A 26,270-nucleotide genomic window follows, 5' to 3' on the forward strand; every position below is an offset into this window, starting at 1 on the left:
CACACCATGCAGCACGGTCAAGTTAGCAACCGCCGGAAGGGAAAGATTGGGTCATGTCCACTCTGGGGGAATTGCCCGATGTGGAGGTTCGGTGCAGACCGGTTGGCGCATCCGAGGGCGACAGGCACAGGAACCGGGTCTGGAGGACTCCCGCTCCGTGCAGGCGGCGGCAGAACCGGTGGCGAGCCTCTTCACGGCCTCCTCGTCCGGCTCCGCCGGCCGTAGACGGCCGCCCAGGTCAATTCCGGCAGGGCAGTTTCTTCGCGTAGGACTCGGAGAAAGCGGCGAGGAAACGCTGCGTCTTCTCGCCGATATCACCGTCGGGATGGGAGATGGCGACTTCGAAAGAGAACCTCCCGGCCTTGTGCTCGGCGTTCGCGCAGTCGACCACGGTGAAAGCCTTGTCGTCCGAGAGCGCGAACCTTCCGCCTTCGGTCGAGCGGGTCTCGAACGTCAACGCCTTGCTCGCCGCCTGCTGCGCCGTGGTCCCGGAGGGCTGCCACCCGCCTTCGACCTTGAGCTCGATGTTTCCGTCCACCAGGACGTCGCAGAACTGGCGCGGACTGGGACCGCCCGACTGCGACGGCTCCACCCGCAGCTTGTCTCCCGCCGGAAGCAAGGCGCTCGTCAGCCCTGGCGTCACCTTCGCGCCGCACAACTCCTGCGGCACGGTGTAGTTCTTCTTCTCGCCTGCGGAGCACCCGCTCAGCGCCAGCCCCACGAGGACGCCGAGCAGGGCGACTCCTCTGCCGCGGATCACGACGCGTCTCCCGCGCTTTCCATCTTCGCCCCGGTGGTGTGTCCCTGGTCCGCACCATTCGCTGCGGCATTGCCGAGGTCGTTGAGCGTATCGGGGTCCATTCCCTTGCCCCGCGTCGCGATCTCGACAGCCTGCATCGCCGAGTCCCTGGCTGCCTGGCGCCCCGAGTCGTACGCCCGCGTGGCATCCGTCTCGGCCTGGTCCGACGAGTCCTGCTCGATGCTCTTCATGATGGACTCCTGGATGTCCTCCGAGGCCCATTCGAGAGGAGCGCCGGCGACGGGAACCCGCTCGCCCACCTTCTCCAGCCCCATCCCCAGGATGCGGTTCACCCACTTCTGCTTGTCCGCGGCGGCCTCGTTGAACTCCTTGTCCGAAGCCGCGTGGTAGTCGAGGACGGCGTCCGCCCGCGCCTCGCTCATGATGCCCGCGATCACTCCGCCGGGATAGGTGGCGTCGCTGAGTCGGTTCACGTCCGATACGGACGAGTGGCTGCTCCCGTTCATCACGTCATTCACGATGCGCGCTGTCTGTGCCTGCTGCGCGGTGGTGATCGACGCGTAGGCGTGCGGGTCCTGGCCGACTTCGGCGAGGAATCGATGTGCCTCTGTCGGAGAGAGCTCCGCGGAGACCCCGAAGGTAGCGAACTGGTCGCCCTTGGAATGCGCGAGTGACTGCTGGAAGTCGACCATGTATTCGGCGCTCATGTCTCCGAGGCTTCCGCGCAACGCGTAGAGCGGACCGGTCTCCTCGCCTTCCAGATCGCCGTTCTCGTTGTGCCGGATGAGTTCGGGATTCTGGCCGAACTTGTCGACGATGTCATGCACCAGCTGCGACCGTGCCTCCGTGTGCCGGATGGCGGCGCCGGTGTCGTCGCTGTCGTACGGGCGTCCCGTCGTCGCCGATTCCAGGGCGTGGCCGAGGGCCTCGGGGCCGAAGGCCAGGGCCTTCTTCGTCTTGTCCTCGTCGGCCAGGACGTTCGTGTCATTGGTGTCGACCGTCCACTCGAAGTCCTTGTCGGTGAACAGGTCGAGATACGAACCGAAGCCGAGGTGCCCGTCCTTCTTGACCGTGCCGTCCTCGTTGTAGGCGGTCGGCGGCTGGGTGAAGAACTTCTCCGACGCCTCGGGGCTGTGCCCCAGTGCCTCCAGCACGCTGTTGAGGGGGTCGTTGCCGGTCCCCAGCTTCCCGGACGGATTGAAACCGTAGGCGTCCGGGCTGCCGGCCGGCTTGTTCAGCGCGAAGCGGTACGGGTCCTCCTTGTGGAGCTGGGTGATGTGCTCCGCGATGGGCGTGAGGAACCGCGCGTCGTAGTCGCCGTAGCGCAGCAGGCCGCCGAGCACCTGGTAGCCGTACGGCTTGTTCATCTGCCCGCGCTCCCAGCCGATCGGCTGGGTGCCCAGGCGCCGGAACCGGGTGTTCCAGTCGTCCGACAGGTGGTACTTGTGGTCCGGGTCGGTGGCGTTGGCCAGCGTGTACCCCATGACCTTCTGCAGGTCCCGCACCTCGTCGAGCCGGGTCTTCGCCGCGCCGGGATCGGTGCCGTCGACGGACATCTCGGCGTAGAACTGCAGCGTCTTCTCCGGACCGCCGAGCCCCTGGTAGAACTGCGTCGCGAACTCGCCGTCCCTCTCACGGGAGTTGAACCGCAGCAGCCGGTTCAGCTCGCGCAGCTCCGCGTCCGACATCGCGTCGCCCTTGCGGGCCAGCTCCACCGCGCGCTCGGCCTCGGCGTCGTTCAGGGACCCGTACGTGCTGTGCCCCGCGTCGTACGCGTCGCCGCCGTGGATCCTGCCCAGCGCGCGGGCGACGGAGTCGTCGATCTCCGCGGCGTGCGACAGGATGTCGTTGATCCGGTTCTCCAGCTCCTGCCGCGCCTTGAGCTGGTCCTCCGAACGTTCGTCGCTGTCGCCCCGGACGTGCGGGAAGTAGCAGCGGACCTTGCCGCCCCCGAGATCGTCGACCCGGACGCCGAGGTCGCCCGCGTCGTCCCGCACGGCCGTCCTGATCTGCTTCTGCAGCGCGAGGAGTTCGGTGTGGCCGTCGTCGAGCACCTGGCGGACGCTGTTCGCCTCGGCGTGCAGATCCGAGATCTCCTTGGCCGTCTTGGTGATGAACTCCCGTGTCACCGTGGCGTTGACGCCGGCCCACCGCGCCGCGTCCGACTTCGCCGCCAGGCCGGTGCGGGCGCTGTCCGCCAGCTTCTTGAGACCGTCGACGGTCTTCTTCCAGTCCGAGACCGCCGTACCGAGCTTGCCGAGGTCGACGTCGAGGAGGTCCGTGTACTTCAGGGCCATCGGCCGTCTCCCTACGTGAAGTAGCCGTTCAGCGCGGACACCGACACGGCCGAGCCGTCGCGGCGGCGCAGTTCGGCGGAGATCTGAGCGTCGTCCGCCGAGTGGCGCGCCTTGGTGTAGTCGAGGTGGTTGGAGATGTGCGCGCAAGCCTGCAGTACGGACTTGACCTGCGTCGTCCACACCGACACGGTCGTCTCCAGGGCGCCGCCGGTGGCGAAACCGTGGGACTTCAGCGCGGCCGCCGCCTGCATGGTCGAACCGGTGTCGCCCTTGCCCGCACCGGCCCCGGCGATGTCGGCCTCGCTCCTGATCCCGTCCCACAGGATGTACGCCTCGTGTCCGACCGCGCCGAGGTCGTCCGTGTGCGCCACCAGGTCACCGGAACTGTCGCCCGCGTTCCCGCTCCCGCCGTCCGGGTCCACGTGGTTGAGGCGCATGCCGGTCGACTGCCGTTCGGCCGCGCGCGTCTTGAGCTTCTCCCACTCGTCCCACGCCATGGTGGCCCCCTTCCCCGTGCGCCCGCCCGCCGTCCACGCGGAGGGGCACTGATGTCGCGGTGTCGCGGTGTCCGGTGCGCGGTCAAGTTAGCAACCCGGGGCGGGCGAGGACCGCGGCCCGTCCGCCATGGCGCGAATGTCCGGCCCGAACGCCGGGCGGGGAGGCACGCCCCCGGAGGCGGCAGGACACCGGCGGGACGCCGCCCGCCCGGCGAACCCGCAGGTCGCCGGGTCACGGGGCCGCCCGCCGCCCGGGCCGCCCGCCGCGTCACCCGCAAGTGTGGAGGTTCCGTGGAAGTCCGTACCGGACCGGCGACCGCGCCCGGCGCCCGCCCCGACGACGCGCGCCCAGAGCCGGGCCCCGCCGCGCCAGGCCCCGCACGGCGCCTCGCGGTGGCAACGGCAAAGCGCGCAAACCGATCGCCGGCCGTCTGTTGTAACGAGGTTGGGGCACATCTGGGTTGGACCGGTTGCGGGGCCTGACTAGAGTGGTGAACGCGTTGCGAGCCCCGGCCGCCTTTGCGATCGAGCGAAGCACACCGACCGGCCCGCGACGATGCGTACACGGGGAAACGGGGAGGAGTGTCGTGCTTCCGGCGGACATGGTGGGAGGAGTGTCGACCACCAGGGCAGCGAACCTGGAGGCCAGCGGCGAAGCGCTGGACCAGTTCGTGAAGCGGGTCGACGCGGTGCTGCGCGATCTCGAGGGGTCGGCGGGCAATCCGAAGCGGGTGAGCGCGCAGACGATCAGGCTCGGATCGCTGGCCAACGGGAGCGGCGGCTTCCCCGAGGCGCACGATCTGTACGACCAGTACCACGACGTCCACGCGCGGCTCACCAGCCTGTCGAAGACGCTGCATCTGCAGATCGAGGCCATCGGCATCGCGGTGCAGGGCGCTCAGCGCGGCTTCAACAGCCTCGAAGAGGAACAGCGCCGGCGCTTCTGGGAGATCCAGACGGAGATCAGGGGCCTTCAGCCCACCCAGGGCGCTGAGCACCGCGGCGACGGCACCGGCTTGAAGGCGTGACGATGACCGACAACCAGCACCACTCCGACCTGGACCGCGTCTCTCATCAGAACTCGTTCACGGACCTCGTCCGCGGCATCGAGGAACGCCCCCGCGGCGGGTTCCTGGAGAACCTCGTCCTCGACCCGGTGCGCTCGGTGGTCGAGGCCACCCCGTACGGGAAGGCCGTGCGGGGGCGGACGAACTTCGAGAACCACGACCTCAACCAGATGCTCGACCTGGTGGAGCAGACGGACCCGGAGGATCTGGAGTCCTCCGGCAAGGCTCTGTGGGACGCGCGTGACGCCATCAAGTCGGCCGCCACGGAGCTCAGCGGCCACATCGAGAACGTGAGCTGGGTCGGCGAGTCGGGCGACGCCTTCCGCGAGTGGGGACGCGGGCTGGTCACGAGCACGGACCAGTTGAGCGACTTCGCCGGGGGCGCCGGCGACCAGATCACGGCTGCCGCCGTCGGACTGGCCTCCGTACGCAAGGCCATGCCGCCCCGCGACACACGGCCGTCCCACGAGCAGAAGCAGCCGCACGCCTTCCCGAAGTCGGAACAGGTCGACAGCAACGGCCACTACGCTGCCGCCGTCCGGGTCGAGAAGCATCGCCAAGAGGCGATCAACCAGATGAACCGGTTGTCGTCCTACTACTCGGTGTCGGCGGAGCAGCTGAAGGGCCTGCAGACCTCGGCCCCCGAGTTCAAGAACATGCCGGACGTCGGAGTGCCCCAGCCGGTGGCCCCGCCGCCCTCCCGGCACGGCGGCGGCCACACCGCGGTGAGCACGCCCACGGGCACGGCACCGCACGGCGCGCCCATCCGTCACGCGGCGACCGCTCCGGCCGACCCCGTCCCGGGACACCGGCCGGTCGACACCGGCGGACACACCCGTACTCCGCACGTCCCCCCCGTGGGCACACCCCACGTCGACGTGCCCGCCACCGTGGACACCGCGACGAACGTCGACAGCGTCGGCACGCTGCCCCCGCCCGCCACGGCGCCGGCGCCGGAGCACAGCGCGCCCTTCCCGCAGACGTCCGGCGCCGGCGGCGGGCCCGGCGGCCCCGTCGGCACCGGTGGTTTTCCGCTCCCGATGGCCAACGGACCGTTGGCCAAGGGCATGGGCGGGGTCAAGGGACTCGGCATTCCGGGACCCACGGCGGGCCGCACCGGCCCGTCCGGCTCGGGCAGCGCGGGAGCGGGCCGCACGCCCGGCCGAGGCCCCGTCAGCCAGATGGGCCGCACCCCTCCGACAGGACAGACCGGACAGGCCGGACAGGGCGCCAAGGGGTTCACCCCGGGCGGGAACCCGTCCCAGGTGGGCCGGGGCGTCAGCGGCGGCACTCCGCGGGCCGGCGGCGCCACGGCTCCGCGCGCCGGAGCCGGCACCGGCGCGGGGCGCGCGAACGGTGTGGTGGGCGGTCGCCCCACCGCGACCGGGGCGTCGGCGAAGGGCGCGGGACGGATCCCGCGAGGCACGGTCATAGGGGCCGAGGGCGCCACCGACGCGCGCTCCGCGGCCGGCCGGCCGGGACAGCGCGGTGTCTTCGGGGCTCCCGAGACGACGGGACGGCCCGCCGGGAACACCGTGCCCGGTGCGCGCGGCCGCGCCGCCGGATCCGAGACCGTCACGGGCAGGCCCGCCGCCCGCACCTCGGAGAGCCGCGCCGAGCGGAACGGAATGACCCGCGGCGGCGCCGGACTGGTGCGCGGACCCGGCGCCCGGCGAAAGCCCGGAGACCGGCCCGACCCCGAAGGGTCGCAGCGTCCCGACTATCTGGTCGAGGACGAGGAGACGCACTTGCCCACCCGGCCGCGGCGTGACGTGCCGCCGGTCGTCAACCGAGCCCGAGCAGAGGACGCGTAACCCATGAAGTCAGGGACCAGCCGACGTGCCGAGCAGGCTGTGCTCCTCAGGGCGCGCGGACGACGAGTCCGTTCCGTGGCCGCGGTCGTCGGCGCCCTGGCCGCCGCCGGCCTGGGTCTCGCTCCGAGCGCCGCCGCCGCCGACGCCCAGTCCCAGCAGTGGTACCTGGGTCCGATGCAGGCCGAGAAGATGTGGAAGGCCGGCACCGGGCAGGGCATCAAGGTCGCGGTCATCGGCTCGGGGGTGAACCCGGACACCCCGTCTCTTCGAGGGCAGGTGCTCCAAGGTGTCGACGCCCTGGTGAAGGACGGGCTCGGCAAGGGCAGCGTCACTCGGACGGATGACACCACCGGGCAGGGAACCACGGCCGCCGAGCTGATCGCCGGGACCGGGAAGGGGGGTGGCCTCAAGGGCCTCGCCCCCGGGGTGAAGATCATCCCGATCCGTGTCCCGCCGCTCAAGCACGACGAGCTTCCGGACCCGAACTACCCGCTCGCCACCGCGGTGAAGGCCGCTGTCGACAGCGGCGCGAAGATCATCGACTTCGCGGTCGGCAACGAGTACACGATCGGCACCCAGATCGTCGGCGACGTGGCCTTCGACTACGCCGTCAAGAAGGGCGTGCTGATGGTCGCGGGCACCGGGGACAACCGGAAGGACGGCAACAAGACCCAGTACCCGGCGGCGTATCCGCACGTGGTCGGCGTGGCCGCCGGCGACAAGAACTGGGAGGTCTCCTCGACCTCCCAGTACGGCGACTACGTCGATCTGGCCGCGCCGGGGGAGGACCTTCCCCGCTGGTGCGACGCCACGTTCCAGCGGTACTGCGCGGACGGGGGCGGGACCACGGCCGCTTCGGCGCTCGTGTCCGCCTCGGCGGCCCTCGTATGGTCCGCTCACCCCGACTGGACGGCGAACCAGGTCCTGGGTTCCCTGATCGACACGGCCGGCCGCACCTGGCCGAAGGACAAGCCCAGCAAGTACGGCGGTTACGGGTCCGTCCGGCCGCGCCTGGTCCTGGAGAACGCCGACTACAAGGCCGGCCCCGCGGACGCCGACCCGCTCGCGGCGGAGGACGGCGAGAGCCCGGCGCCCGAGGCGCCCCAAGCCGCTTCCGCATCAGCCACGTCACAAGCCCCGCAAAAGACTACGACCGGCGGAACATCTGCGGCAGGATCGACCGCGGAGTCGCCCGGTGACAGCAACACCCTGTGGATCGCGCTCGGCGCGGCCGCCGCGGTCGTGGTGGTCGGCGGTGGCGGCCTCGCCGTCGTGCGGGCGCGACGCGCCAGGTGACGTCATCAGCCGTCTGTGGCCCCGTGCCTGCACCCCAGGCACAGGGCACGCAGCACCCGCCCACCGCCGTGCGGCAACGCACGCCGAGGGGCGGACAGTTGGTCCGAGAGACAGACAGAGAAAGGGGCGGGCTCACATGTCCGACAAGCAGAAGCTCGAAGATGCCGCAGTAGTCCACCTGCAGAAGCAGATGGTCGAGAAGTACGACAACATCCGCAAGCGCGTGCACAACCTCCAGGGCGTGATCGACAGCCTGGAGGGCCAGTGGCAGGGCATCGGCCGCGCCGCCTTCGACAAGAAGCAGTACGAGATCAACACCTCGCTGCAGAACATCGGCAACATCCTCAGCGAGGTCATCGAGGCGATGACGTCGACGCGCAACATCAAGGACAGCAAGGAAGACGAGGTCCGCGCGTCCGTCAACAAGATCGACGTCAAGGACGGCGCGCCCACCGTGTCGACGTCCGCCCTGAGCTCCTACTGAGCCGGACCGCACTCGGCGGCGCCGGCCCGGCGGCCGGCGCACACCACCCCAGACACATCTGCGAGACGAGGTAGACAAGCATGGCCAACAACGCTGACGGTCTGTCAGTCACTTACAACGGGCTCGACGTCGCGGCCACCCAGATCGGCAACGAGGCGAGCCAGCTCGAGAGCGACCTGCGCGACCTCAAGCTGCTGGTGATGAACAGCCTCCAGTACTGGGAGGGCCAGGCCCAGGGCACCTTCCACGACAAGCTGAACCGCTGGGACAAGGAAGCCACCGACATCCACCAGGCGCTGGCCGGCATCGGTCACGTCGTCGGTCAGTCCGGCGGTACGTACATGGAAGGCGACAAGAAGGCCGCCAGCTACTTCCAGTAGGAACCGGCCGCACGAAGCAGAACCCGGGGTGGGCGCGCGCGGGAGGCGCCCACCCTCCGGCATGCCCGCACCCCGTACGCCCGAACCGCCCCCCCGTACGCTCCGAACCGCCCCGGCGCACGCCCCGAACCGCCCCGGCATCCGACCCGCCCCGCACCCCCGTACGCCCGAACCCGCCCCCACACCCCCCGCCGCCGAGCCTCCCGGAACAGCCCGCCGGCGGCCCGCACACGGTCACGCCGCGGCGCGACCCGGCGTCGCCGCGGCGTGACGCGATGCGAGGGACCCGCTCAGCCCCCCTCGCGCACCAACCCCACCTGCACCAGCGGCCGCCCCTGCCGCCGTGAGACGAACACGCCCCGCCCGGCCGGCATCGGCCGCGGCCGTACGTTGGCGAGGACCTCGCCCTCGGCCGGATCGCCGGCCAGGACCACGCCCTGGGCGCCGAGTTCCTTGATGCGCTGCATGAAGGACTCGTAGCCCGCGCGGCCCGCGCCCGCCGTGGAGCGGGCGATGATGAAGCGGACGCCCACGTCGCGGGCGAAGGGGAGGAGTTCGGTGAGACCGGCCAGCGGGTTGCCGCTGGACGTCGACACCAGGTCGTAGTCGTCGATGACGACGTACACCGTCGGCCCGCGCCACCAGCTGCGGTCGCGCAGCTGCTCGGGTGTGACGTCCGAGGTCGGCGTGCGGCGCTGCATCAGGTCGGCCAGCGCGTCCATGTGGTGCTGCATCTGGTTCGACATCGGGATGTACTCGGCCAGATGACTGGTCGGGGTCACACCCAGCAGCGCGCGGCGGTTGTCGACCACGAACAGCTTGCAGCTGTCTCCGTCGTAGCGCTCGGTCAGGCGCTGGATGAGCAGCTTCAGCAGGTTCGACTTGCCGGACTCGCTCTCGCCGAAGACGAGGAAGAACGGGTCCTGGTCGAAGTCCACGAAGACCGGTTCGAGGTTGTCCTCGTCCAGGGCGAAGGAGACGCCCCGGTTCGGGAAGCGGTCGCCCGGCGGCAGCTGCGCCGCCGCGAACTCGCGGGGCAGCAGCCGCACTTCGGGTGCCCCGGGCTGCTCCCAGTGCCGGCCGACCTCGGCGGCCAGCGCCGTCGCCGCGTCCGCCAGGTCGGTGTCGGAGGACAGGCCGTCGATGCGGGGCACCGCCGCCATGAAGTGCTGCTTGAGCGGCGTCTGGCCGCGACCGGGCACGCCCGTGGGCACGTTGGCCGCCACCTTGCGGTCGAACTCGGAGTCCATCGGGTCGCCGAGCCGCAGCTCCAGGCGGTTCATCAGGTGGTCCTTGAGGTTGGAGCGGACCTCCATCGAACGCGACGCGGTGAGCACGAGGTGGATGCCGTAACCGAGGCCGCGGGCCGCGATGTCCAGCACCAGCGGCTCCAACGCCTCGTACTCGGTGCGGAAGTTGCCCCAGCCGTCGATGACCAGGAACACATCGCCCCACGGCTGGTCGGCGACCGAGATGTCGCCCTTGGCGCGGCGGCTGCGGAACTCGGCGATGGAGGAGATGCCCGAGGAACGGAAGTACTCCTCGCGCCGGGTCAGCACGCCGTACACCTCGGCGGTGGTGCGCCGCACCTTCTCCGGGTCCAGCCGGGAGGCCACGCCGCCCACGTGCGGCAGACCGGCCAGCGAGGACAGACCGCCGCCGCCGAAGTCGAGCCCGTAGAACTGCACTTCGTGCGGCGTATGGGTGAGGGCGAAGGCGGCGACCAGCGAGCGCACCAGCGTCGACTTGCCGGACTGCGGACCGCCGAGGATCTGCATGTGGCCCGCGGCGCCGCCGAAGTCGGTCCAGAGCGGGTCGCGCCGCTGCTCGTAGGGCTTGTCGACGATGCCCACGGGGACGACGAGCCGGCCCGCGCCCTCGTAGCCGGGCTGCGTCAGCCCGCGGCCGGGCACCGGGGCGAGCCCGGGCAGCAGCGAGTCCAGCGACGGCGGGCTGTCCAGCGGGGGCAGCCACACCTGGTGGGCGGCCGGACCCTGCGCCTCCAGGCGCCGCACGATCACGTCGAGCACGGTGTCGGCGAGCGCGTCGTCCTTCTCGTCGGGCCGCGGCTCCTGGCGCTGCCGCGGCACCGGCAGGTACCGCACCGGCACCTCGGCCGCCGTGAACAGGACCGGCCTGCGGTCCACGGGCAGCGGACCGCCCAGCGCGGCGGCCTGCTGCGAGCCGGTGCGGTACACGCCGGAGACGTACGCCGCCTTGAAGCGCACCATCTCGTCGGTGCCGAACTTCAGGAACCCGGAGCCGGGGATGTTCGGCAGCTCGTAGGCGTCGGGCACGCCGAGCGCGGCCCGCGACTCGGCGGCGGAGAAGGTGCGCAGGCCGACGCGGTAGGACAGATAGGTCTCCAGGCCGCGCAGCCGGCCCTCCTCCAGGCGCTGCGAGGCCAGCAGCAGGTGCACGCCGAGCGAGCGGCCGATACGGCCGATCTGCACGAACATGTCGATGAAGTCGGGCTTGGCGGTGAGCAGTTCGCTGAACTCGTCGATGACCAGGACGAGCGAGGGGATCGGCTGGAGCGGGGCGCCGGCCGCGCGGGCCTTCTCGTAGTCGTGGATGTTGGCGTAGTTGCCCGCGTCGCGGAGCATCTCCTGGCGGCGGTTCAGCTCGCCGCGGATGGAGTCGCCCATCCGGTCCACCAGCGTGAGGTCGTCGGCGAGGTTGGTGATCACGGCGGCGACGTGCGGCAGTTGGGCCATGCCCGCGAACGTCGCACCGCCCTTGAAGTCGGCGAGGACGAAGTTGAGCGTCTCGGAGGAGTGGGTGACCGCGAGGCCCAGCACCAGGGTGCGCAGCAGCTCCGACTTGCCGGAACCGGTGGCGCCCACGCACAGGCCGTGCGGGCCCATGCCCTCCTGGGCCGCCTCCTTGAGGTCGAGCATGACGGGCCGGCCGTCCTCGCCGAGGCCGATGGGCACCCGCAGCCGCTCGGCCTGGGCGCGGGGCCGCCAGGTGCGCTTGGTGTCGACGGAGGCGGCGTCGCCCAGGTTCAGCAGATCGGTGAACTCCAGGTTGGCGAGCAGCGGTTCGTCGTCGTCGCCGCCCGAGGCGACGCGCAGCGGGGCGAGTTGCCGGGCCAGCGCCTCGGCTGCCTCGTAGGACAGGACGTCGGGCGTGCCCTCGTAGACCATGCCGTGGGCGGACTCCAGGCTCAGCTCCTGGGCGCGCACGACGATCGACAGGTCGCCGCGGCCGGCGGTGAGTTCGCCGGGCACGACCTCCAGGACCGTCACGCCCTGGAGGCCCTCGGGGGAGGCCAGCAGCGCGTCGGGGGGAAGGGAGACGCCGTCCAGGACGACCACCAGGTGCGGCTGCTCGGGAACCGGCGGACCGCCCGGGTGGAAGCGCGGCCGGCCCTGCAGCCGGGCGCCGAGCAGATCCTCGATCTCCCGCGGGTCGCTCGCGATCAGCCGCCTGCTGCCCGCGCCGTCCGCGACGCCCGGTGCCTGGCTGTGCGGCAGCCACTTGGCCCACTCCCACTCGGGCGTGGTGTCCCGGTGGGCGGCCACGGCGACGACCAGGTCCTCGGGGGAGTGCAGGGAGGCCAGCGAGCCGACCAGGGCACGGGTCGTCGCGCGCACGGTGGCCGGGTCGCCGCTGACCGTCACGTGGTAGAAGGCGCGCAGCGAGACCGCCATGGGCAGGTCCTCGAGGGTGCTGTGGGCGGCGAGGAAGCGCTGCATCGCGCCCGCGGTCAGCGGCTCCAGCTGGTCCACCGGCGCGGTCTCCGGCGCGAGCAGCGGAGTGGCCAGGGCCTGCGGACCGAGCCCCACCCGCACCTGGCCGAAGTCCTCGTCGCCGGTGCGCCGCTCCCACACCCGGCTGCCCTCGGCGACCAGCGCCCACAGTTGCTCAGGTGAAGGATGCAGGTAGTACTGGGCGTCGCGCTGGGCCCGCGCGGTGTCCAGGGCCGCGCGCCGGGTCTGCGACAGGTAGCGCAGGTAGTCGCGGCGGACGTCGGCCATCTGCCCCTGGCTGCCGCGGCGGTAGCGCACCAGCATGGAGATGCCCATGGCGACCGTGGAGGCCACCATCACCATGCCCATGATCTTCATGAAGGGCTGGGCGTTCGGGTTGAAGAAGAACACCACCGAGCCGCCCATGCCGAGCATGGGCAGCAGCTGCATCAGCGCGCCCTCCTGCTGCCCTCGGGGCAGTTCCGGCGGGGGTTGCAGCACGATCTCGTCCGTGGGCACGTCCTTCGGCAGTGCCCGCGGTGGGCGCTTGACGACGATATGGCTCACTACGCACCAATTCCCTTGCCCGACCGAGGTGTTCTGTCCGCCGCCCCGTGTCAGGCGGACGCCGATCGCGAACCGCGATCCTACTGACAACCGGCGCCGCCGGTGGGCGGTAGGGTGCCGGTGGGACGTGTGAGCAGTTGCGAATCGGTCCGGCGAAACCGGACGATCCACGCCGTTCGAAGCGAGCGGCTCCCGCACTTCCCCGGCCGGGCGGCACAGCCGGCCGGCGGCCGGGGGAACGCCGCGCGAACTCCCGGCGCGACGTGCACACGATCTTCACGGCCGGCGGTGCGAGGACGTGCCGGCCGGCCGTGCCGACGGCGGCCGACCGGCCGCACACCGACGACGAGGGGGAACAGCAGGTGAGCATGACGGCCTCCGCGCCGGGCGCCGCCACCGGACCGGGCGGCGAGCCCCAGACGGCGTCGGGCACCGGACTCGGCTTCTGCCGCGTCACCATCGTGGCGCCCGACAGCCGCATCGACGTGGCCCTGCCCGACGACGTACCGGTCGCCGACCTGTACCCGGAGATCCTGCGGCTCTCCCAGCAGAGCCCGGCCGAGGGCGCCCCCGTCGGCTACCACCTCGTACGCCGCGACGGCGCCGTCCTGGACAGCGCCCGCTCCTTTGCGGCGCAGCGCATCCTCGACGGCGAACTGCTCACGCTGCGGCCGTTCGCCGAGTCGCTGCCGCCCGCCGTCTTCGACGACGTCTCCGAGGCCGTCGCCTCCGCCGTCACCCGCGACCGCGCCCTGTGGAGCGGCGACCTGACCCGCGCCGCCGGCCTCGTCGCCGGCGGCGTCCTGCCCGCCCTGCTCGCCTTCGTGGCCTGGAGCTCCCAGCTCCGCCACGACATGCACACCCTCCAGGGCGTCCTGGCCGCCGTCGCCGGAGTGCTGCTCGTCACCATCGCGTGCGTGCGCGCGCGGGTCTACGACGACCCGGGCTCCGCGATCGCCCTCGGTCTGGGCGCCCTGCCCAACATCGCCGTGGCCGGCTCCGGACTGCTCCCGCTGGACGCGGGGGAGGGCATCGGGCGGCTCCAGTTCCTGCTGGCCTGCGCGGCCGTCCTGGTCGCCGCCCTGGTGCTGACCCTGGTCTCGCCGCGGGGCGACGGGCCCTTCGTGGCGTTCGTCTGCGCCTCCGCGATCGGCCTGATCACCGCCTTCGTCGGCATCCTCACCGACCTCAGGCCCATCGAGACGGCCGCCGTCTGCGCCCCGGTGGCGGTGGGCGCCCTCGCCTTCCTGCCCGGCCTCTCGATGCGCTTCGCCCGGCTGCCCATCGGTTTCGAGGCCCCCAACCCGTCGCGCGGCGGCTACGCGGCGGAGGTCGAGCCGAACACCCACGAGCCCGTCGACGCCGAACGCGTCGCGGCCCGCGCCCGCCGCGGCCACGAACTGCTCGTCGGCCTGGTCGGCGGCTGCGCGCTCGTCTCGGTGGGCGCCTCGATCGTCCTCGGCTTCTCCAGCGACGTCTGGGCGCAGCTGCTGGCACTGGCGACCGGCGTGGCGATGCTGATGCGCGCGAGCCTGTTCCGCTACACGGCCCAGGTCGCCGCCACGCTGGCCGCCGGCCTCTCGGCGCTGGTCTTCCTCGGCCTCGGACTGGCGCTGAACCCGCCGTGGGACGCCGTCCGCCAGGCGCTCCAGGGCGACACCACGCCGCTCGACATCCGCAGCGTGTGGCTGGCGGCCGCGGTCGCCGCGGCGACGGCCCTGGTCACCGCGATCGGCCTGATCACCCCGCGCCGCGGCGTCACCCCGTTCTGGGGCCGCTTCCTGGAGATCGCGGAGAGCTTCGTCCTGCTCACCCTGGTCCCGCTCACCCTGGCCGTCTTCGACGTCTACTCCACGGTCCGGGCGATGACCAGCTGATACGACCACGCGGCCGGCCCTCGTCGCTGGTCGGGGGACGAACGGACCGGAGGGGCGGCACGCGCGTGCCGCCCCTCCGTCACCTCCGAACGCCGCTCACTGCGCGGCCAGGCCGCCGTTGCGCTCCGTCGGCTCCAGGTCGAACTCGCCGTCGCGCGCCCCCAGCACGAAGGCCCGCCACTCGGCCTCGGTGTAGCGCAGCACCGTGTCGTGGTCCAGGGACGAGCGCATCGCCACGGCGCCGTCCGGCAGGTAGGCGATCTCGACGCGCTCCTCGTCCGGCGAGGTGCCCGGCGCGCCCTGCCACTCCACGCCCGAGATGTCGAGCGCGTACAGCTCGTCCCGCTCCCGTTCCTTGCGGGCCTTGATCTCCTCTTCCGTCTCCGCCATGACGCAGCGACCCCTTCCAGACGTAGACGTCCGTACCGTGTGCCGGCACCGTGTGCCGGGCGTACCGGCGCTCACCCTAGCCGCCGGGGCCGCCCCCGGACGGCGGTCCGGAAACCGGGGGAAACCGCACCGCCACCGCCTGGTACCCTGAGTGACGGCCGTTTGTGTACGCACCCCCGGAGCCCTGGCAGCTGACCCTGCGAGGCCTGGAGGCCGCGCCCAGCGGATCCCCGCCTCCCGAGTAACGGAAGCTCTCCCGCGATGAAGACCGGGGGCACTCGGTGGCCACTTTCAGACCATGAGGAGTACGCGTGTCGCTCGACGCCGCTACGAAGAAGCAGATCATCTCCGAGTTCGGTGCCAAGGAGGGTGACACGGGCTCCCCCGAGGTCCAGGTCGCTCTGCTCTCCCGTCGGATCTCCGACCTGACCGAGCACCTCAAGACCCACAAGCACGACCACCACAGCCGTCGTGGCCTGCTGATCCTGGTCGGTCAGCGCCGCCGCCTGCTGCAGTACCTGGCGAAGAAGGACATCCAGCGTTTCCGTGCGCTGGTCGACCGCCTCGGCATCCGCCGTGGTGCGGCGGGCGCCAAGTAAGACGCCGTGAAGGGAGCGGGCCCCCGAGCGAGAGGGGACCGCTCCCTTTGCCGTACGCGCACAAACGTGCGGAGTGTCGCCACCGCTTTGTACTGTGGTAGCGGAACGCGATACGCATGACACAGCGTGATAGGTCCCACCCGTAGTGGGTAGGGCGTCATCACGCACCACGAACCACAGGAGGAGCGCACCTCGCCGCCGCCGGTCCTCGGTAGTGGCCCCCGGGCGAACAGGCCCCGGGTGCTTCGATCGAAGACCGGCCCGCACCGCACGGAGCGCTTCTCCGCCACCGTCCCCCCGCCACACGGGCGAGGCGGGACGAAAAGACGACAAGTAACGGAGAAAACGCTAGTGGAGAACGAGACCCACTACGCCGAGGCCGTCATCGACAACGGCTCCTTCGGCACCCGCACCATCCGCTTCGAGGCGGGCCGCCTGGCCAAGCAGGCCGCCGGCTCCGCCGTGGCGTACCTGGACGACGACACCATGGTGCTGTCGGCCACCACCGCCTCCAAGAACCCCAAGGACCAGCTCGACTTCTTCCCCCTCACGGTGGACGTCGAGGAACGGATGTACGCCGCCGGCAAGATCCCCGGCAGCTTCTTCCGCCGCGAGGGCCGCCCCTCCGAGGACGCGATCCTCACCTGCCGCCTGATCGACCGCCCGCTGCGCCCGTCCTTCCGCAAGGGCCTGCGCAACGAGATCCAGGTCGTCTGCACGGTCATGGCCCTCAACCCCGACCACCTGTACGACGTCGTCGCGATCAACGCCGCGTCCGCGTCCACCCAGCTGGCCGGCCTGCCCTTCTCCGGCCCGATCGGCGGCGTCCGCGTCGCGCTGATCAACGGCCAGTGGGTCGCCTTCCCGACCCACAGCGAGCTGGAGGACGCCGTCTTCGACATGGTCGTCGCCGGCCGCGTCCTGGAGGACGGCGACGTCGCGATCATGATGGTCGAGGCCGAGGCCACCGAGAAGACCATCCAGCTGGTCAAGGGCGGCGCCGAGGCCCCCACCGAAGAGGTCGTCGCCGCCGGTCTGGACGCCGCGAAGCCCTTCATCAAGGTGCTCTGCAAGGCCCAGTCGGACCTCGCCGCCAAGGCCGCCAAGCCGACCGGCGAGTTCCCGATCTTCCTCGACTACCAGGACGACGTCCTGGAGGCGCTGACCGCCGCCGTCCGCCCCGAGCTGGCCCAGGCGCTCACCATCGCCGGCAAGCAGGAGCGCGAGGCCGAGCTGGACCGCGTCAAGGGCCTGGCCGCCGAGAAGCTGCTGCCCGAGTTCGAGGGCCGCGAGAAGGAGATCTCCGCCGCGTACCGCTCGCTGACCAAGGCCCTGGTCCGCGAGCGCGTCATCAAGGAGAAGAAGCGCATCGACGGCCGCGGCGTCACGGACATCCGTACGCTGGCCGCCGAGGTCGAGGCCATCCCGCGGGTGCACGGCTCGGCGCTGTTCGAGCGCGGCGAGACCCAGATCCTGGGCGTCACCACCCTCAACATGCTCCGCATGGAGCAGCAGCTGGACACCCTCTCCCCGGTGACCCGCAAGCGCTACATGCACAACTACAACTTCCCGCCGTACTCCACCGGCGAGACCGGCCGCGTCGGCTCCCCCAAGCGCCGCGAGATCGGCCACGGCGCCCTCGCCGAGCGCGCCCTCGTGCCGGTGCTGCCCGCCCGCGAGGAGTTCCCCTACGCGATCCGCCAGGTGTCCGAGGCCCTCGGCTCCAACGGCTCGACGTCGATGGGCTCGGTCTGCGCCTCCACCATGTCCCTGCTGAACGCCGGTGTGCCCCTCAAGGCCCCGGTCGCCGGCATCGCCATGGGCCTGATCTCCCAGGAGATCGAGGGCGAGACGCACTACGTCACCCTCACCGACATCCTCGGTGCGGAGGACGCCTTCGGCGACATGGACTTCAAGGTCGCCGGCACCAAGGAGTTCGTCACCGCCCTCCAGCTCGACACCAAGCTGGACGGCATCCCCGCCTCCGTCCTGGCCGCCGCCCTCAAGCAGGCCCGTGACGCCCGCCTCCACATCCTCGACGTGATGATGGAAGCGATCGACACGCCGGACGAGATGTCCCCGAACGCGCCGCGGATCATCACCGTGAAGATCCCGGTCGACAAGATCGGCGAGGTCATCGGCCCCAAGGGCAAGATGATCAACCAGATCCAGGAGGACACCGGCGCCGAGATCACCATCGAGGACGACGGCACCATCTACATCGGCGCCGCCGACGGTCCGTCCGCCGAGGCCGCCCGCACCACGATCAACAGCATCGCCAACCCGACGATGCCCGAGGTCGGCGAGCGCTACCTGGGCACGGTCGTCAAGACCACGACGTTCGGCGCGTTCGTCTCCCTGATGCCCGGCAAGGACGGTCTGCTGCACATCTCGCAGATCCGCAAGCTGGCCGGCGGCAAGCGCGTGGAGAACGTCGAGGACGTGCTCGGCGTGGGCCAGAAGGTCCAGGTCGAGATCGCCGAGATCGACTCCCGCGGCAAGCTCTCCCTGGTCCCCGTGATCGAGGGCGAAGAGGGCGACGACGAGCAGAAGGACGACGCCGCCAAGTGACGTCCCGTGGCTCGAAGGCGACGGCCCGCACCTCCTCGGAGGCGCGGGCCGTCGCCCGTACCCAAACCCTCGTCAAGGGCATGAACGGCATCGGCACCGTCCGCAAGACCACCCTCCCGGGCGGTCTGCGTATCGTCACCGAGACGCTGCCCTCGGTCCGCTCCGCCACCTTCGGCATCTGGGCGCACGTCGGCTCCCGCGACGAGACCCCGGCGCTCGGCGGCGCCACGCACTACCTGGAGCACCTGCTCTTCAAGGGCACCTCCGAGCGCTCCGCGCTGGACATCTCCTCGGCCATCGACGCCGTCGGCGGCGAGATGAACGCGTTCACGGCCAAGGAGTACACGTGCTATTACGCGCGTGTGCTTGACACCGACCTGCCGCTCGCCATCGACGTGGTCTGCGACATGCTCACCGGCTCGCTGATCCGCGAGGAGGACGTCGACGTGGAACGCGGCGCGATCCTCGAGGAGATCGCCATGACGGAGGACGACCCGGGCGACTGCGTGCACGACCTGTTCGCGCACACCATGTTCGGCGACAGCCCCCTCGGCCGCCCCGTCCTCGGCACCGTCGACACGGTCAACGCCCTCACCGCCGACCGCATCCGCCGCTTCTACAAGAAGCACTACGACCCGACCCACCTCGTGGTCGCCTGCGCCGGCAACATCGACCACGACAAGGTCGTCCGCCGGGTCCGCGCCGCCTTCGAGAAGGCCGGCGCCCTCGGGGACACCGCGGCCGCGCCCATCGCCCCGCGCGGCGGCCGCCGCGGCCTGCGCGCCGCCGGCCGCGTGGAACACCAGGGCCGCCGCACCGAGCAGGCGCACATCGTCCTCGGCATGCCCGGCCTCGCCCGCACCGACGACCGGCGCTGGGCTCTCGGCGTGCTCAACACCGCCCTCGGCGGCGGCATGTCCTCCCGCCTGTTCCAGGAGGTCCGGGAGAAGCGCGGCCTCGCCTACAGCGTGTACTCCTACACGTCCGGCTTCGCCGACTGCGGCCTGTTCGGCGTCTACGCCGGCTGCCGCCCGAGCCAGGTCCACGACGTCCTGCGGATCTGCCGCGACGAACTCGACAAGGTCGCCGGCAACGGCCTGCCCGACGACGAGATCGCCCGCGCCATCGGCCAGCTCCAGGGCTCCACCGTCCTCGGTCTGGAGGACACCGGCGCGCTGATGAACCGTATCGGCAAGAGCGAGCTGTGCTGGGGCGAGCAGATCTCCGTCGACGACATGCTGGCCCGGATAGCGGCGGTGACCCCGGACGAGGTCCGCGCCGTCGCCCGCGACATCCTGGGGCAGCGCCCGTCGCTGTCGGTCATCGGCCCGCTCAAGGACAAGCAGGCCGCCCGCCTGCACGACGCGGTCGCCTGACCCCAGGTCCCCTTCGGCTCTTAAGGAAGCAAGAGATGAGCAAGCTGCGCGTGGCGGTCCTCGGCGCCAAGGGCCGTATCGGCTCCGAGGCGGTACGGGCCGTTCAGGCCGCCGAGGACATGGAGCTGGTGGCCGCCCTCGGCCGCGGCGACTCGCTGGACGCCCTCGCCGACGGCGGCGCCCAGGTCGCCGTCGAGCTGACCACTCCCGACTCGGTCATGGCCAACCTCGACTACTGCGTCAGCCGCGGCATCCACGCGGTGGTCGGCACCACCGGCTGGACCGAGGAGCGCCTCGCGCAGCTGACCGGACGGCTCGCGCGGTCGCCGGAGACCGGGGTGCTCATCGCCCCGAACTTCTCCATCGGCGCCGTGCTGACCATGAAGTTCGCGCAGATCGCCGCGCCGTACTTCGAGTCCGTCGAGGTCGTCGAACTGCACCACCCCAACAAGGTCGACGCCCCCAGCGGCACGGCCACCCGCACCGCCCAGCTCATCGCCGAGGCCCGCGCGAAGGCCGGCACGGCCCCGGCGCCGGACGCCACCGCGACGGCGCTGGACGGCGCGCGCGGCGCCGACGTCGACGGCGTGCCGGTGCACTCCGTGCGCCTGCGCGGTCTCCTCGCCCACCAGGAGGTCCTGCTGGGCGCCGAGGGCGAGACGCTCACCGTCCGCCACGACTCGCTGCACCACAGCAGCTTCATGCCGGGCATCCTGCTCGGCGTGCGGCGTGTGGTGACCACTCCCGGCCTGACCTTCGGCCTGGAGAACTTCCTCGACCTGAACTGAGCCCGAGCCCCCTCATGCGCGCCAAGATCACCTACCTCGTCACGGCCGCCGTCCTGGTCTTCTACTTCCTCCTGGTCGGCAGCCGCGGCGTCATGCTCATCCAGTCCGGCACGCTCGTCACGGTGACCTTCGGGATCGCCGTGCTGATCCTGCCGGTGATCGGGCTGTGGTTCCTGTGGAAGAACACCCAGTTCGTCCGCCGGGCCAACCAGCTCGCCTCAGAACTCGACGCCGAGGGCGGCCTGCCGGTCGACGAGCTGAAGCGGACGCCCAGCGGGCGCATCGACCGCGACTCGGCCGACGAGGTCTTCGCCCGGCGCAAGGCGGAGACGGAGGCCGCCCCCGACGACTGGCGCACCTGGTTCCGGCTCGCCGTCGCCTACCACGACGCCCGTGACACCCCGCGCGCCCGCCAGGCGATGCAGCGCGCGATAGCCCTGCACGACGGCAGGCCGGTCCCGGCCGCCTGACACCGCGCCCACCGCGCACGACTGTGGGGCCGACCGCACCGGGCGGCCCCACAGTCGTGCCGGGCTGTCGTCCACGAAGCCGCTGTGCCGGCCCTGACGGCCCACGACAGGCCCGTACGACCCGAGAACGGCCTCCGGCCGGCATCCGCACCCGAGACCGCGCTACGCACCTGCACCCGCGCCCGTACCCGCAGCCGCCGCGCCCTTCGCACCGGCGCGGCCGGCCTCAGCGCCGGCGGTACTCGTCCGCCCACGCCTCCACCGCGTCCGACGCCCGGTCGAACGCGGCCGGGCGCCCGAGGAAGTCGGCGTCGTGCGTGGTCAGCAGCGGCGGCACGGTCTGCGCGGAGCGCCCCCGCCGGTCGAGCACCAGCGCCTGCCCCTGCACGGTGCGCGGCAGCCCGAGCCACCGCACCGGCCGCTGCGCGGTCCGCACGCTGACCACCTGCTCCCACGGCGCCGTACGGGTCACGAGGAAGCGCACGTGGCGCAGCCCCCGCGCCCCGACCCACACGCCCATCCGCAGCAGCCGCAGCGCGGCCGCGACGACGGCCAGGGCGACGACGAAGACGAGCCCGGCCGAGGACAGCGTGCCGGTGAGCGCGATCACCACCGCGGCGAACAGCACGAACGAGGCCAGCAGCAGCACCAGCGCCGCCGTCCCCACCCGCCAGGGACCGGGCCGGTAGGGCCGCCGCCAGCGCTCACGGTCGTCGAACGGCAGCGCGACGTCGTAGGTGGTGTCGATGGCGCGGTCGGCCGTCAGGAAGGGCAGGGGCACGGCGGGTCCTCACTCGTTCCACACGGGGCTGTGCCCGGTGAGGCTATCCGGCCGCGCACGCGCCCACCACCCACGGGGGTCCGAGGGGGTGGGCGGCGTCCTCAGCGGTCGGTCGAGGCCTGCTGCGTCTGCGGCGGGGTGTGGCTGGTGGACAGCGCGGGCAGCCCGAGGATCAAGGAACCCACCAGGCCGGCGACGATGGTCAGGCCCAGCAGCAGCCGCCCGGCCAGCTCGCCGGCTGAGGCACGGCGGCGGGGCGGGGGAGTGACATTGCTGCGGAACCTGTCCGCCTCGGCGACGAAGGCGAACGGGACGGGCTCGCGCCGACGGAACATCGGAGGCACGGCTCCCTTCGGGGGACGGGACTGCGGTCGAACTGGGGTGTCTCACCCATACAGACGCACGAGTGTCCCGAATGGTGCCCGCTTCCCCCGAATTCATCGATCTTCACCGAAGATGTCGCGGCCCGGCACCGAACGCCCTGATGTCAGAGCCGGGCCGTAGAGTGGGCGCCGCCCGCAAGACGTGATGGAAGGACCCCGCGAGCCGTGACCGACACCCCCGCCGACGACCTGAAACCCAGCTTCCGCAGCGACGTCACCGTCGAGCTGGTCAAGCACACCGCGTCGGACGCCGACGTCCTGTTCGCGGCCCGCGTCTCGACCGTCGGCGAGCAGTCCCTGGAGGAGCTGGGCAAGGACCCGGAGCGGTCCAAGGGCCTGATCAACTACCTGATGCGGGACCGCCACGGCAGCCCCTTCGAGCACAACTCGATGACGTTCCTCATCAGCGCCCCGATCTTCGTCTTCCGCGAGTTCATGCGGCACCGCGTCGGCTGGTCCTACAACGAGGAGTCCGGCCGCTACCGCGAGCTCCAGCCGGTCTTCTACGTCCCCGACGCCGCCCGCAAGCTCGTCCAGGAGGGCCGCCCGGGCAAGTACCGCTTCGTCGAGGGCACCGACGCCCAGCAGGAGCTGGTCGGCCGGGTCATGGAGGACTCCTACCGGCAGGCGTACGAGGCGTACCAGGAGATGCTCGCCGCCGGCGTCGCCCGCGAGGTAGCCCGCGCGGTGCTCCCGGTCGGCCTGTTCTCCTCGATGTACGCCACCTGCAACGCCCGCTCGCTGATGCACTTCCTCGGCCTGCGCACCCAGCACGAGCTGGCGAAGGTGCCGTCCTTCCCGCAGCGGGAGATCGAGATGGTGGGCGAGCGGATGGAGTCCGAGTGGGCCCGCCTCATGCCGCTCACCTACGCCGCCTTCAACGCCAACGGCCGCGTCGCGCCGTAGCCCCTCGGCGCGCACGTTTCCGCAGGTACTGATGTGCGCATCAGCCGCGCGAAGTGTCCGTATTGCGGCCTTTGTGGAAGTTCATCTAGCCTGATCGAACGGACCCGGCACTGCTTGAACCCCCGAGCAGGCAGTGCCGGGCTCCATCTTTGTCACGACTTGTCGGCCGCCCCGAGGGCAGACCCCGCCCTGAGCAACGAGTAGCGTGTTACCCATGGCTCCGACCTCCACTCCGCAGACCCCCTTCGGGCGGGTCCTCACCGCCATGGTCACGCCCTTCGCGGCGGACGGCGCACTCGACCTCGACGGCGCGCAGCGGCTCGCCGCCCACCTGGTGGACGCAGGCAACGACGGCCTGGTCGTCAACGGCACCACCGGCGAGTCCCCCACCACCAGCGACGCGGAGAAAACCGAGCTGGTACGCGCGGTCCTGGAGGCCGTCGGAGACCGCGCCCACGTCATCGCCGGCGTCGGCACCAACGACACCCACCACAGCATCGAGCTGGCCCGCGCCGCCGAGCAGGCCGGCGCGCACGGCCTGCTGACCGTCACGCCGTACTACAACAAGCCCTCGCAGGAGGGCCTGTACCGGCACTTCACGGCCATCGCGGACGCCACCGGCCTGCCGGTCATGCTCTACGACATCCCCGGCCGCAGCGGCGTCCCGATCAACACGGAGACCATCGTCCGCCTCGCCGAGCACCCGCGGATCGTGGCCAACAAGGACGCCAAGGGCGACCTCGGCCGCGCGAGCTGGGCCATCGCCCGCTCCGGACTCGCCTGGTACTCCGGCGACGACATGCTGAACCTGCCGCTGCTCTCCGTGGGCGCGATCGGCTTCGTCTCGGTCGTCGGCCACGTCGTCACCCCGGACCTGCGCGCCCTCATCGACGCCCACACCTCCGGCGACGTCCACAAGGCCACCGAGATCCACCAGAAGCTGCTCCCGGTCTACACCGGCATGTTCCGCACCCAGGGCGTCATGACCACCAAGGCCGCCCTCGCCCTGAGCGGCCTGCCCGGCGGACCGCTGCGCCTGCCCATGGTCGAGCTCAGTCCCGAAGAGACCGAGCAGCTCAAGATCGATCTTGCCGCCGGCGGGGTACAGCTCTGACAACGAGACTTCGCGAGACCGCCTCGCACCGCCCGGCCCACTCCGGCGCCCTGCCGGCAACCGGGCTCCACAACAGAACAGCCAACTGAATACGCGGGACACCGGTGCCCGTATCCCCATACGACAACTGCTTCTGCACGAACGTCACGCGCGCCACGTGCCCACCGGTACGTGGCGCGTGTGGTGAGGAGGGTCTTTTGAGTCACCCGCATCCCGAACTCGCCCCGCCCCCGCCGCTCCCGGCCGGTGGCCTGCGTGTCACCCCGCTCGGCGGCCTCGGCGAGATCGGCCGCAACATGACCGTCTTCGAGTACGGCGGCCGACTGCTGATCGTCGACTGCGGAGTGCTCTTCCCCGAGGAGGAGCAGCCCGGGATCGACCTGATCCTGCCGGACTTCTCGTCCATCCGGGACCGCCTCGACGACATCGAGGGCATCGTCCTCACGCACGGCCACGAGGACCACATCGGCGGCGTCCCCTACCTCCTGCGGGAGAAGCCGGACATCCCCCTGATCGGCTCCAAGCTGACCCTGGCCCTCATCGAGGCCAAGCTCCAGGAGCACCGCATCCGGCCGTACACCCTCGAAGTCGCCGAGGGGCACCGGGAGCGCGTCGGTCCCTTCGACTGCGAGTTCGTCGCGGTCAACCACTCCATCCCGGACGCCCTGGCCGTCGCCATCCGCACCCCGGCCGGCATGGTCGTGCACACCGGCGACTTCAAGATGGACCAGCTCCCGCTGGACAACCGCCTCACCGACCTGCACGCCTTCGCGCGGCTGAGCGAGGAGGGCATCGACCTCCTCCTCAGCGACTCCACCAACGCGGAGGTCCCCGGCTTCACCCCGCACGAGCGGGACATCTCCGGGGTACTGCGCCAGGTCTTCGCCGGCGCCGGCAAGCGGATCATCGTGGCGAGCTTCGCCAGCCACGTCCACCGCATCCAGCAGATCCTGGACGCGGCCCACGAGTACGGCCGCCGGGTCGCCTTCGTCGGCCGCTCGATGGTCCGCAACATGGGCATCGCCCGGGACCTCGGTTATCTGAAGGTCCCGCCGGGCCTGGTGGTGGACGTCCGCACCCTCGACGACCTGCCCGACCACGAGGTGGTCCTGGTCTGCACGGGTTCGCAGGGCGAGCCCATGGCGGCGCTGTCGCGCATGGCCAACCGCGACCACCAGATCCGCATCGTCGAGGGCGACACGGTGATCCTCGCGTCGTCGCTGATCCCGGGCAACGAGAACGCGGTCTACCGGGTCATCAACGGCCTCACCCGCTGGGGCGCCAACGTCGTCCACAAGGGCAACGCCAAGGTGCACGTCTCGGGCCACGCCTCGGCCGGCGAGCTGCTGTACTTCTACAACATCTGCCGCCCGAGGAACCTGATGCCGGTCCACGGCGAGTGGCGCCATCTGCGCGCCAACGCCGAGCTGGGCGCCATGACGGGCGTCCCGCACGACCGCATCGTCATCGCGGAGGACGGCGTCACCGTCGACCTCGTCGAGGGCAAGGCCAAGATCTCCGGCAAGGTCCAGGCCGGCTACGTCTACGTCGACGGGCTCTCCGTCGGCGACGTGGGCGAGCCCGCGCTCAAGGACCGCAAGATCCTCGGCGACGAGGGCATCATCTCGGTCTTCGTGGTGCTCGACTCGACCACCGGCAAGGTCACCGGCGGCCCGCACATCCAGGCCCGCGGCTCCGGCATCGAGGACTCCGCCTTCGGCGCGGTCATCCCGAAGATCGCCGAGTCCCTGGAGAAGTCCGCCCAGGAGGGCATCGCCGACTCCCACCAGATGCAGCAGCTCATCCGCCGCACGCTGGGCAAATGGGTCTCGGACACCTACCGGCGCCGGCCCATGATCCTCCCGGTCGTCGTGGAGGTCTGACGCTCCAACCGGCAGCGGGGCGCCTCGATTTGCATCGGGGCGCCCCGCTCCAGTACGTTTACGGCTCCGCCCGACCGGGAACCCGGACGCTTCACGCGCTCCGCGGGACTCCCCCGGAGGGGCGGGAAAACCGACTGAGAATCTCTGATAAAGTCGGAACCGCCGGAAAGGGAAACGCGGAAGCGGGAACCTGGAAAGCACCGAGAAAATCGGATCGGAAAGATCTGATAGAGTCGGAAACGCAAGACCGAAGGGAAAAGCCCGGAGGAAAGCCC

The 26,270-nt window shown here is 71.2% G+C and carries 21 protein-coding genes; 14 read left to right on the plus strand and 7 right to left on the minus strand.

From position 1 onward, the window contains the following. Positions 1-238: 238 nt before the first annotated feature. The 3 genes from ABEB07_RS10550 to ABEB07_RS10560 are packed head-to-tail and all read right to left on the minus strand — an operon-like array spanning position 239 to position 3,554. Positions 239-760: a hypothetical protein gene (locus ABEB07_RS10550; protein ID WP_345668034.1), complete on the minus strand. Its 522-nt coding sequence runs from the start codon at positions 758-760 to the stop codon at positions 239-241. Next, on the minus strand, positions 757-3,057 hold the full coding sequence (locus tag ABEB07_RS10555; protein ID WP_345668036.1) for a hypothetical protein: 2,301 nt from the start codon (positions 3,055-3,057) through the stop codon (positions 757-759). The genes ABEB07_RS10550 and ABEB07_RS10555 overlap by 4 nt, the downstream gene beginning before the upstream one ends. 11 nt (positions 3,058-3,068) lie before the next feature. Further along, positions 3,069-3,554: a hypothetical protein gene (locus ABEB07_RS10560; protein WP_345668038.1), complete on the minus strand. Its 486-nt coding sequence runs from the start codon at positions 3,552-3,554 to the stop codon at positions 3,069-3,071. Positions 3,555-4,141: 587 nt separating this feature from the next. Here ABEB07_RS10560 and ABEB07_RS10565 point away from each other — a divergent pair. From ABEB07_RS10565 to ABEB07_RS10585, 5 genes are all read left to right on the plus strand, one after another. Then, positions 4,142-4,582, plus strand: coding sequence for a hypothetical protein (locus ABEB07_RS10565; RefSeq protein WP_425588984.1), 441 nt, complete (start codon positions 4,142-4,144; stop codon positions 4,580-4,582). A gap of 2 nt (positions 4,583-4,584) precedes the next feature. Beyond that, positions 4,585-6,435 (plus strand): hypothetical protein, encoded by a 1,851-nt coding sequence (locus tag ABEB07_RS10570; RefSeq protein ID WP_345668040.1) that lies wholly within the window; start codon positions 4,585-4,587, stop codon positions 6,433-6,435. Positions 6,436-6,510: 75 nt separating this feature from the next. Then, on the plus strand, positions 6,511-7,731 hold the full coding sequence (locus tag ABEB07_RS10575; RefSeq protein ID WP_345668041.1) for a S8 family serine peptidase: 1,221 nt from the start codon (positions 6,511-6,513) through the stop codon (positions 7,729-7,731). A 136-nt stretch (positions 7,732-7,867) separates the two neighbouring features. Next, positions 7,868-8,215 carry a WXG100 family type VII secretion target gene (locus tag ABEB07_RS10580; protein WP_164586806.1) on the plus strand — a complete coding sequence of 116 codons (348 nt, stop codon included), beginning with the start codon at positions 7,868-7,870 and terminating at the stop codon, positions 8,213-8,215. 80 nt (positions 8,216-8,295) lie between these two features. After that, positions 8,296-8,595, plus strand: coding sequence for a WXG100 family type VII secretion target (locus ABEB07_RS10585; RefSeq protein ID WP_164586808.1), 300 nt, complete (start codon positions 8,296-8,298; stop codon positions 8,593-8,595). Positions 8,596-8,885: 290 nt separating this feature from the next. Here ABEB07_RS10585 and eccCa read toward each other — a convergent pair whose 3' ends face one another. Beyond that, entirely contained in the window at positions 8,886-12,857 is a 3,972-nt protein-coding gene (gene eccCa / locus ABEB07_RS10590; protein ID WP_345668042.1) for a type VII secretion protein EccCa, read from the minus strand. Positions 12,858-13,225: 368 nt separating this feature from the next. Between eccCa and eccD the strand changes: the two genes are divergently transcribed. Further along, a complete protein-coding gene (eccD, locus tag ABEB07_RS10595) occupies positions 13,226-14,734 on the plus strand; it encodes a type VII secretion integral membrane protein EccD (RefSeq protein ID WP_345668045.1) in 1,509 nt (502 codons plus the stop codon). Between the two features lie 96 nt (positions 14,735-14,830). Here eccD and ABEB07_RS10600 read toward each other — a convergent pair whose 3' ends face one another. Then, positions 14,831-15,124, minus strand: a complete 294-nt coding sequence (locus tag ABEB07_RS10600; RefSeq protein WP_164586812.1) for a DUF397 domain-containing protein — start codon at positions 15,122-15,124, stop codon at positions 14,831-14,833. 311 nt (positions 15,125-15,435) lie between these two features. Between ABEB07_RS10600 and rpsO the strand changes: the two genes are divergently transcribed. From rpsO to ABEB07_RS10625, 5 genes are all read left to right on the plus strand, one after another. Beyond that, complete coding sequence (rpsO, locus tag ABEB07_RS10605; protein ID WP_164586814.1) at positions 15,436-15,723, plus strand: 30S ribosomal protein S15; 288 nt, start codon at positions 15,436-15,438, stop codon at positions 15,721-15,723. Positions 15,724-16,074: 351 nt separating this feature from the next. Next, on the plus strand, positions 16,075-18,294 hold the full coding sequence (locus tag ABEB07_RS10610) for a polyribonucleotide nucleotidyltransferase (protein WP_176150760.1): 2,220 nt from the start codon (positions 16,075-16,077) through the stop codon (positions 18,292-18,294). Continuing rightward, positions 18,291-19,670: a M16 family metallopeptidase gene (locus tag ABEB07_RS10615; protein WP_176150761.1), complete on the plus strand. Its 1,380-nt coding sequence runs from the start codon at positions 18,291-18,293 to the stop codon at positions 19,668-19,670. The genes ABEB07_RS10610 and ABEB07_RS10615 overlap by 4 nt, the downstream gene beginning before the upstream one ends. A 35-nt stretch (positions 19,671-19,705) precedes the next feature. Further along, a complete protein-coding gene (gene dapB / locus ABEB07_RS10620) occupies positions 19,706-20,458 on the plus strand; it encodes a 4-hydroxy-tetrahydrodipicolinate reductase (protein WP_176150762.1) in 753 nt (250 codons plus the stop codon). A gap of 14 nt (positions 20,459-20,472) precedes the next feature. Further along, positions 20,473-20,928, plus strand: coding sequence for a tetratricopeptide repeat protein (locus ABEB07_RS10625; RefSeq protein ID WP_164588810.1), 456 nt, complete (start codon positions 20,473-20,475; stop codon positions 20,926-20,928). Between the two features lie 226 nt (positions 20,929-21,154). On the opposite strand, the gene ABEB07_RS10630 is transcribed toward ABEB07_RS10625, so the two are convergent. Beyond that, on the minus strand, positions 21,155-21,709 hold the full coding sequence (locus ABEB07_RS10630) for a hypothetical protein (protein ID WP_176150763.1): 555 nt from the start codon (positions 21,707-21,709) through the stop codon (positions 21,155-21,157). A 101-nt stretch (positions 21,710-21,810) separates the two neighbouring features. Beyond that, on the minus strand, positions 21,811-22,044 hold the full coding sequence (locus ABEB07_RS10635; protein WP_164588808.1) for a hypothetical protein: 234 nt from the start codon (positions 22,042-22,044) through the stop codon (positions 21,811-21,813). Between the two features lie 213 nt (positions 22,045-22,257). On the opposite strand from ABEB07_RS10635, the gene thyX reads away from it, so the two are divergent. From thyX to ABEB07_RS10650, 3 genes are all read left to right on the plus strand, one after another. Then, entirely contained in the window at positions 22,258-22,998 is a 741-nt protein-coding gene (thyX, locus tag ABEB07_RS10640) for an FAD-dependent thymidylate synthase (protein WP_176150764.1), read from the plus strand. A gap of 214 nt (positions 22,999-23,212) precedes the next feature. Continuing rightward, a complete protein-coding gene (dapA, locus tag ABEB07_RS10645; protein WP_345668044.1) occupies positions 23,213-24,112 on the plus strand; it encodes a 4-hydroxy-tetrahydrodipicolinate synthase in 900 nt (299 codons plus the stop codon). Between the two features lie 197 nt (positions 24,113-24,309). Next, positions 24,310-25,995, plus strand: a complete 1,686-nt coding sequence (locus ABEB07_RS10650; RefSeq protein WP_164588805.1) for a ribonuclease J — start codon at positions 24,310-24,312, stop codon at positions 25,993-25,995. Positions 25,996-26,270 lie beyond the last annotated feature (275 nt).

Source organism: Streptomyces similanensis (assembly GCF_039543625.1).
Classification (GTDB): Bacteria; Actinomycetota; Actinomycetes; order Streptomycetales; family Streptomycetaceae; genus Streptomyces; species Streptomyces similanensis.

Coding starts and splice junctions, on each gene's coding strand:
- ABEB07_RS10555 (WP_345668036.1), bottom strand. CDS start 3,057: ATGGCCCTGAAGTACACGGACCTCCTCGACGTCGACCTCGGCAAGCTC.
- ABEB07_RS10560 (WP_345668038.1), bottom strand. CDS start 3,554: ATGGCGTGGGACGAGTGGGAGAAGCTCAAGACGCGCGCGGCCGAACGG.
- ABEB07_RS10570 (WP_345668040.1), top strand. CDS start 4,585: ATGACCGACAACCAGCACCACTCCGACCTGGACCGCGTCTCTCATCAG.
- ABEB07_RS10580 (WP_164586806.1), top strand. CDS start 7,868: ATGTCCGACAAGCAGAAGCTCGAAGATGCCGCAGTAGTCCACCTGCAG.
- ABEB07_RS10585 (WP_164586808.1), top strand. CDS start 8,296: ATGGCCAACAACGCTGACGGTCTGTCAGTCACTTACAACGGGCTCGAC.
- eccD (WP_345668045.1), top strand. CDS start 13,226: ATGACGGCCTCCGCGCCGGGCGCCGCCACCGGACCGGGCGGCGAGCCC.
- ABEB07_RS10600 (WP_164586812.1), bottom strand. CDS start 15,124: ATGGCGGAGACGGAAGAGGAGATCAAGGCCCGCAAGGAACGGGAGCGG.
- dapB (WP_176150762.1), top strand. CDS start 19,706: ATGAGCAAGCTGCGCGTGGCGGTCCTCGGCGCCAAGGGCCGTATCGGC.
- ABEB07_RS10625 (WP_164588810.1), top strand. CDS start 20,473: ATGCGCGCCAAGATCACCTACCTCGTCACGGCCGCCGTCCTGGTCTTC.
- ABEB07_RS10635 (WP_164588808.1), bottom strand. CDS start 22,044: ATGTTCCGTCGGCGCGAGCCCGTCCCGTTCGCCTTCGTCGCCGAGGCG.
- dapA (WP_345668044.1), top strand. CDS start 23,213: ATGGCTCCGACCTCCACTCCGCAGACCCCCTTCGGGCGGGTCCTCACC.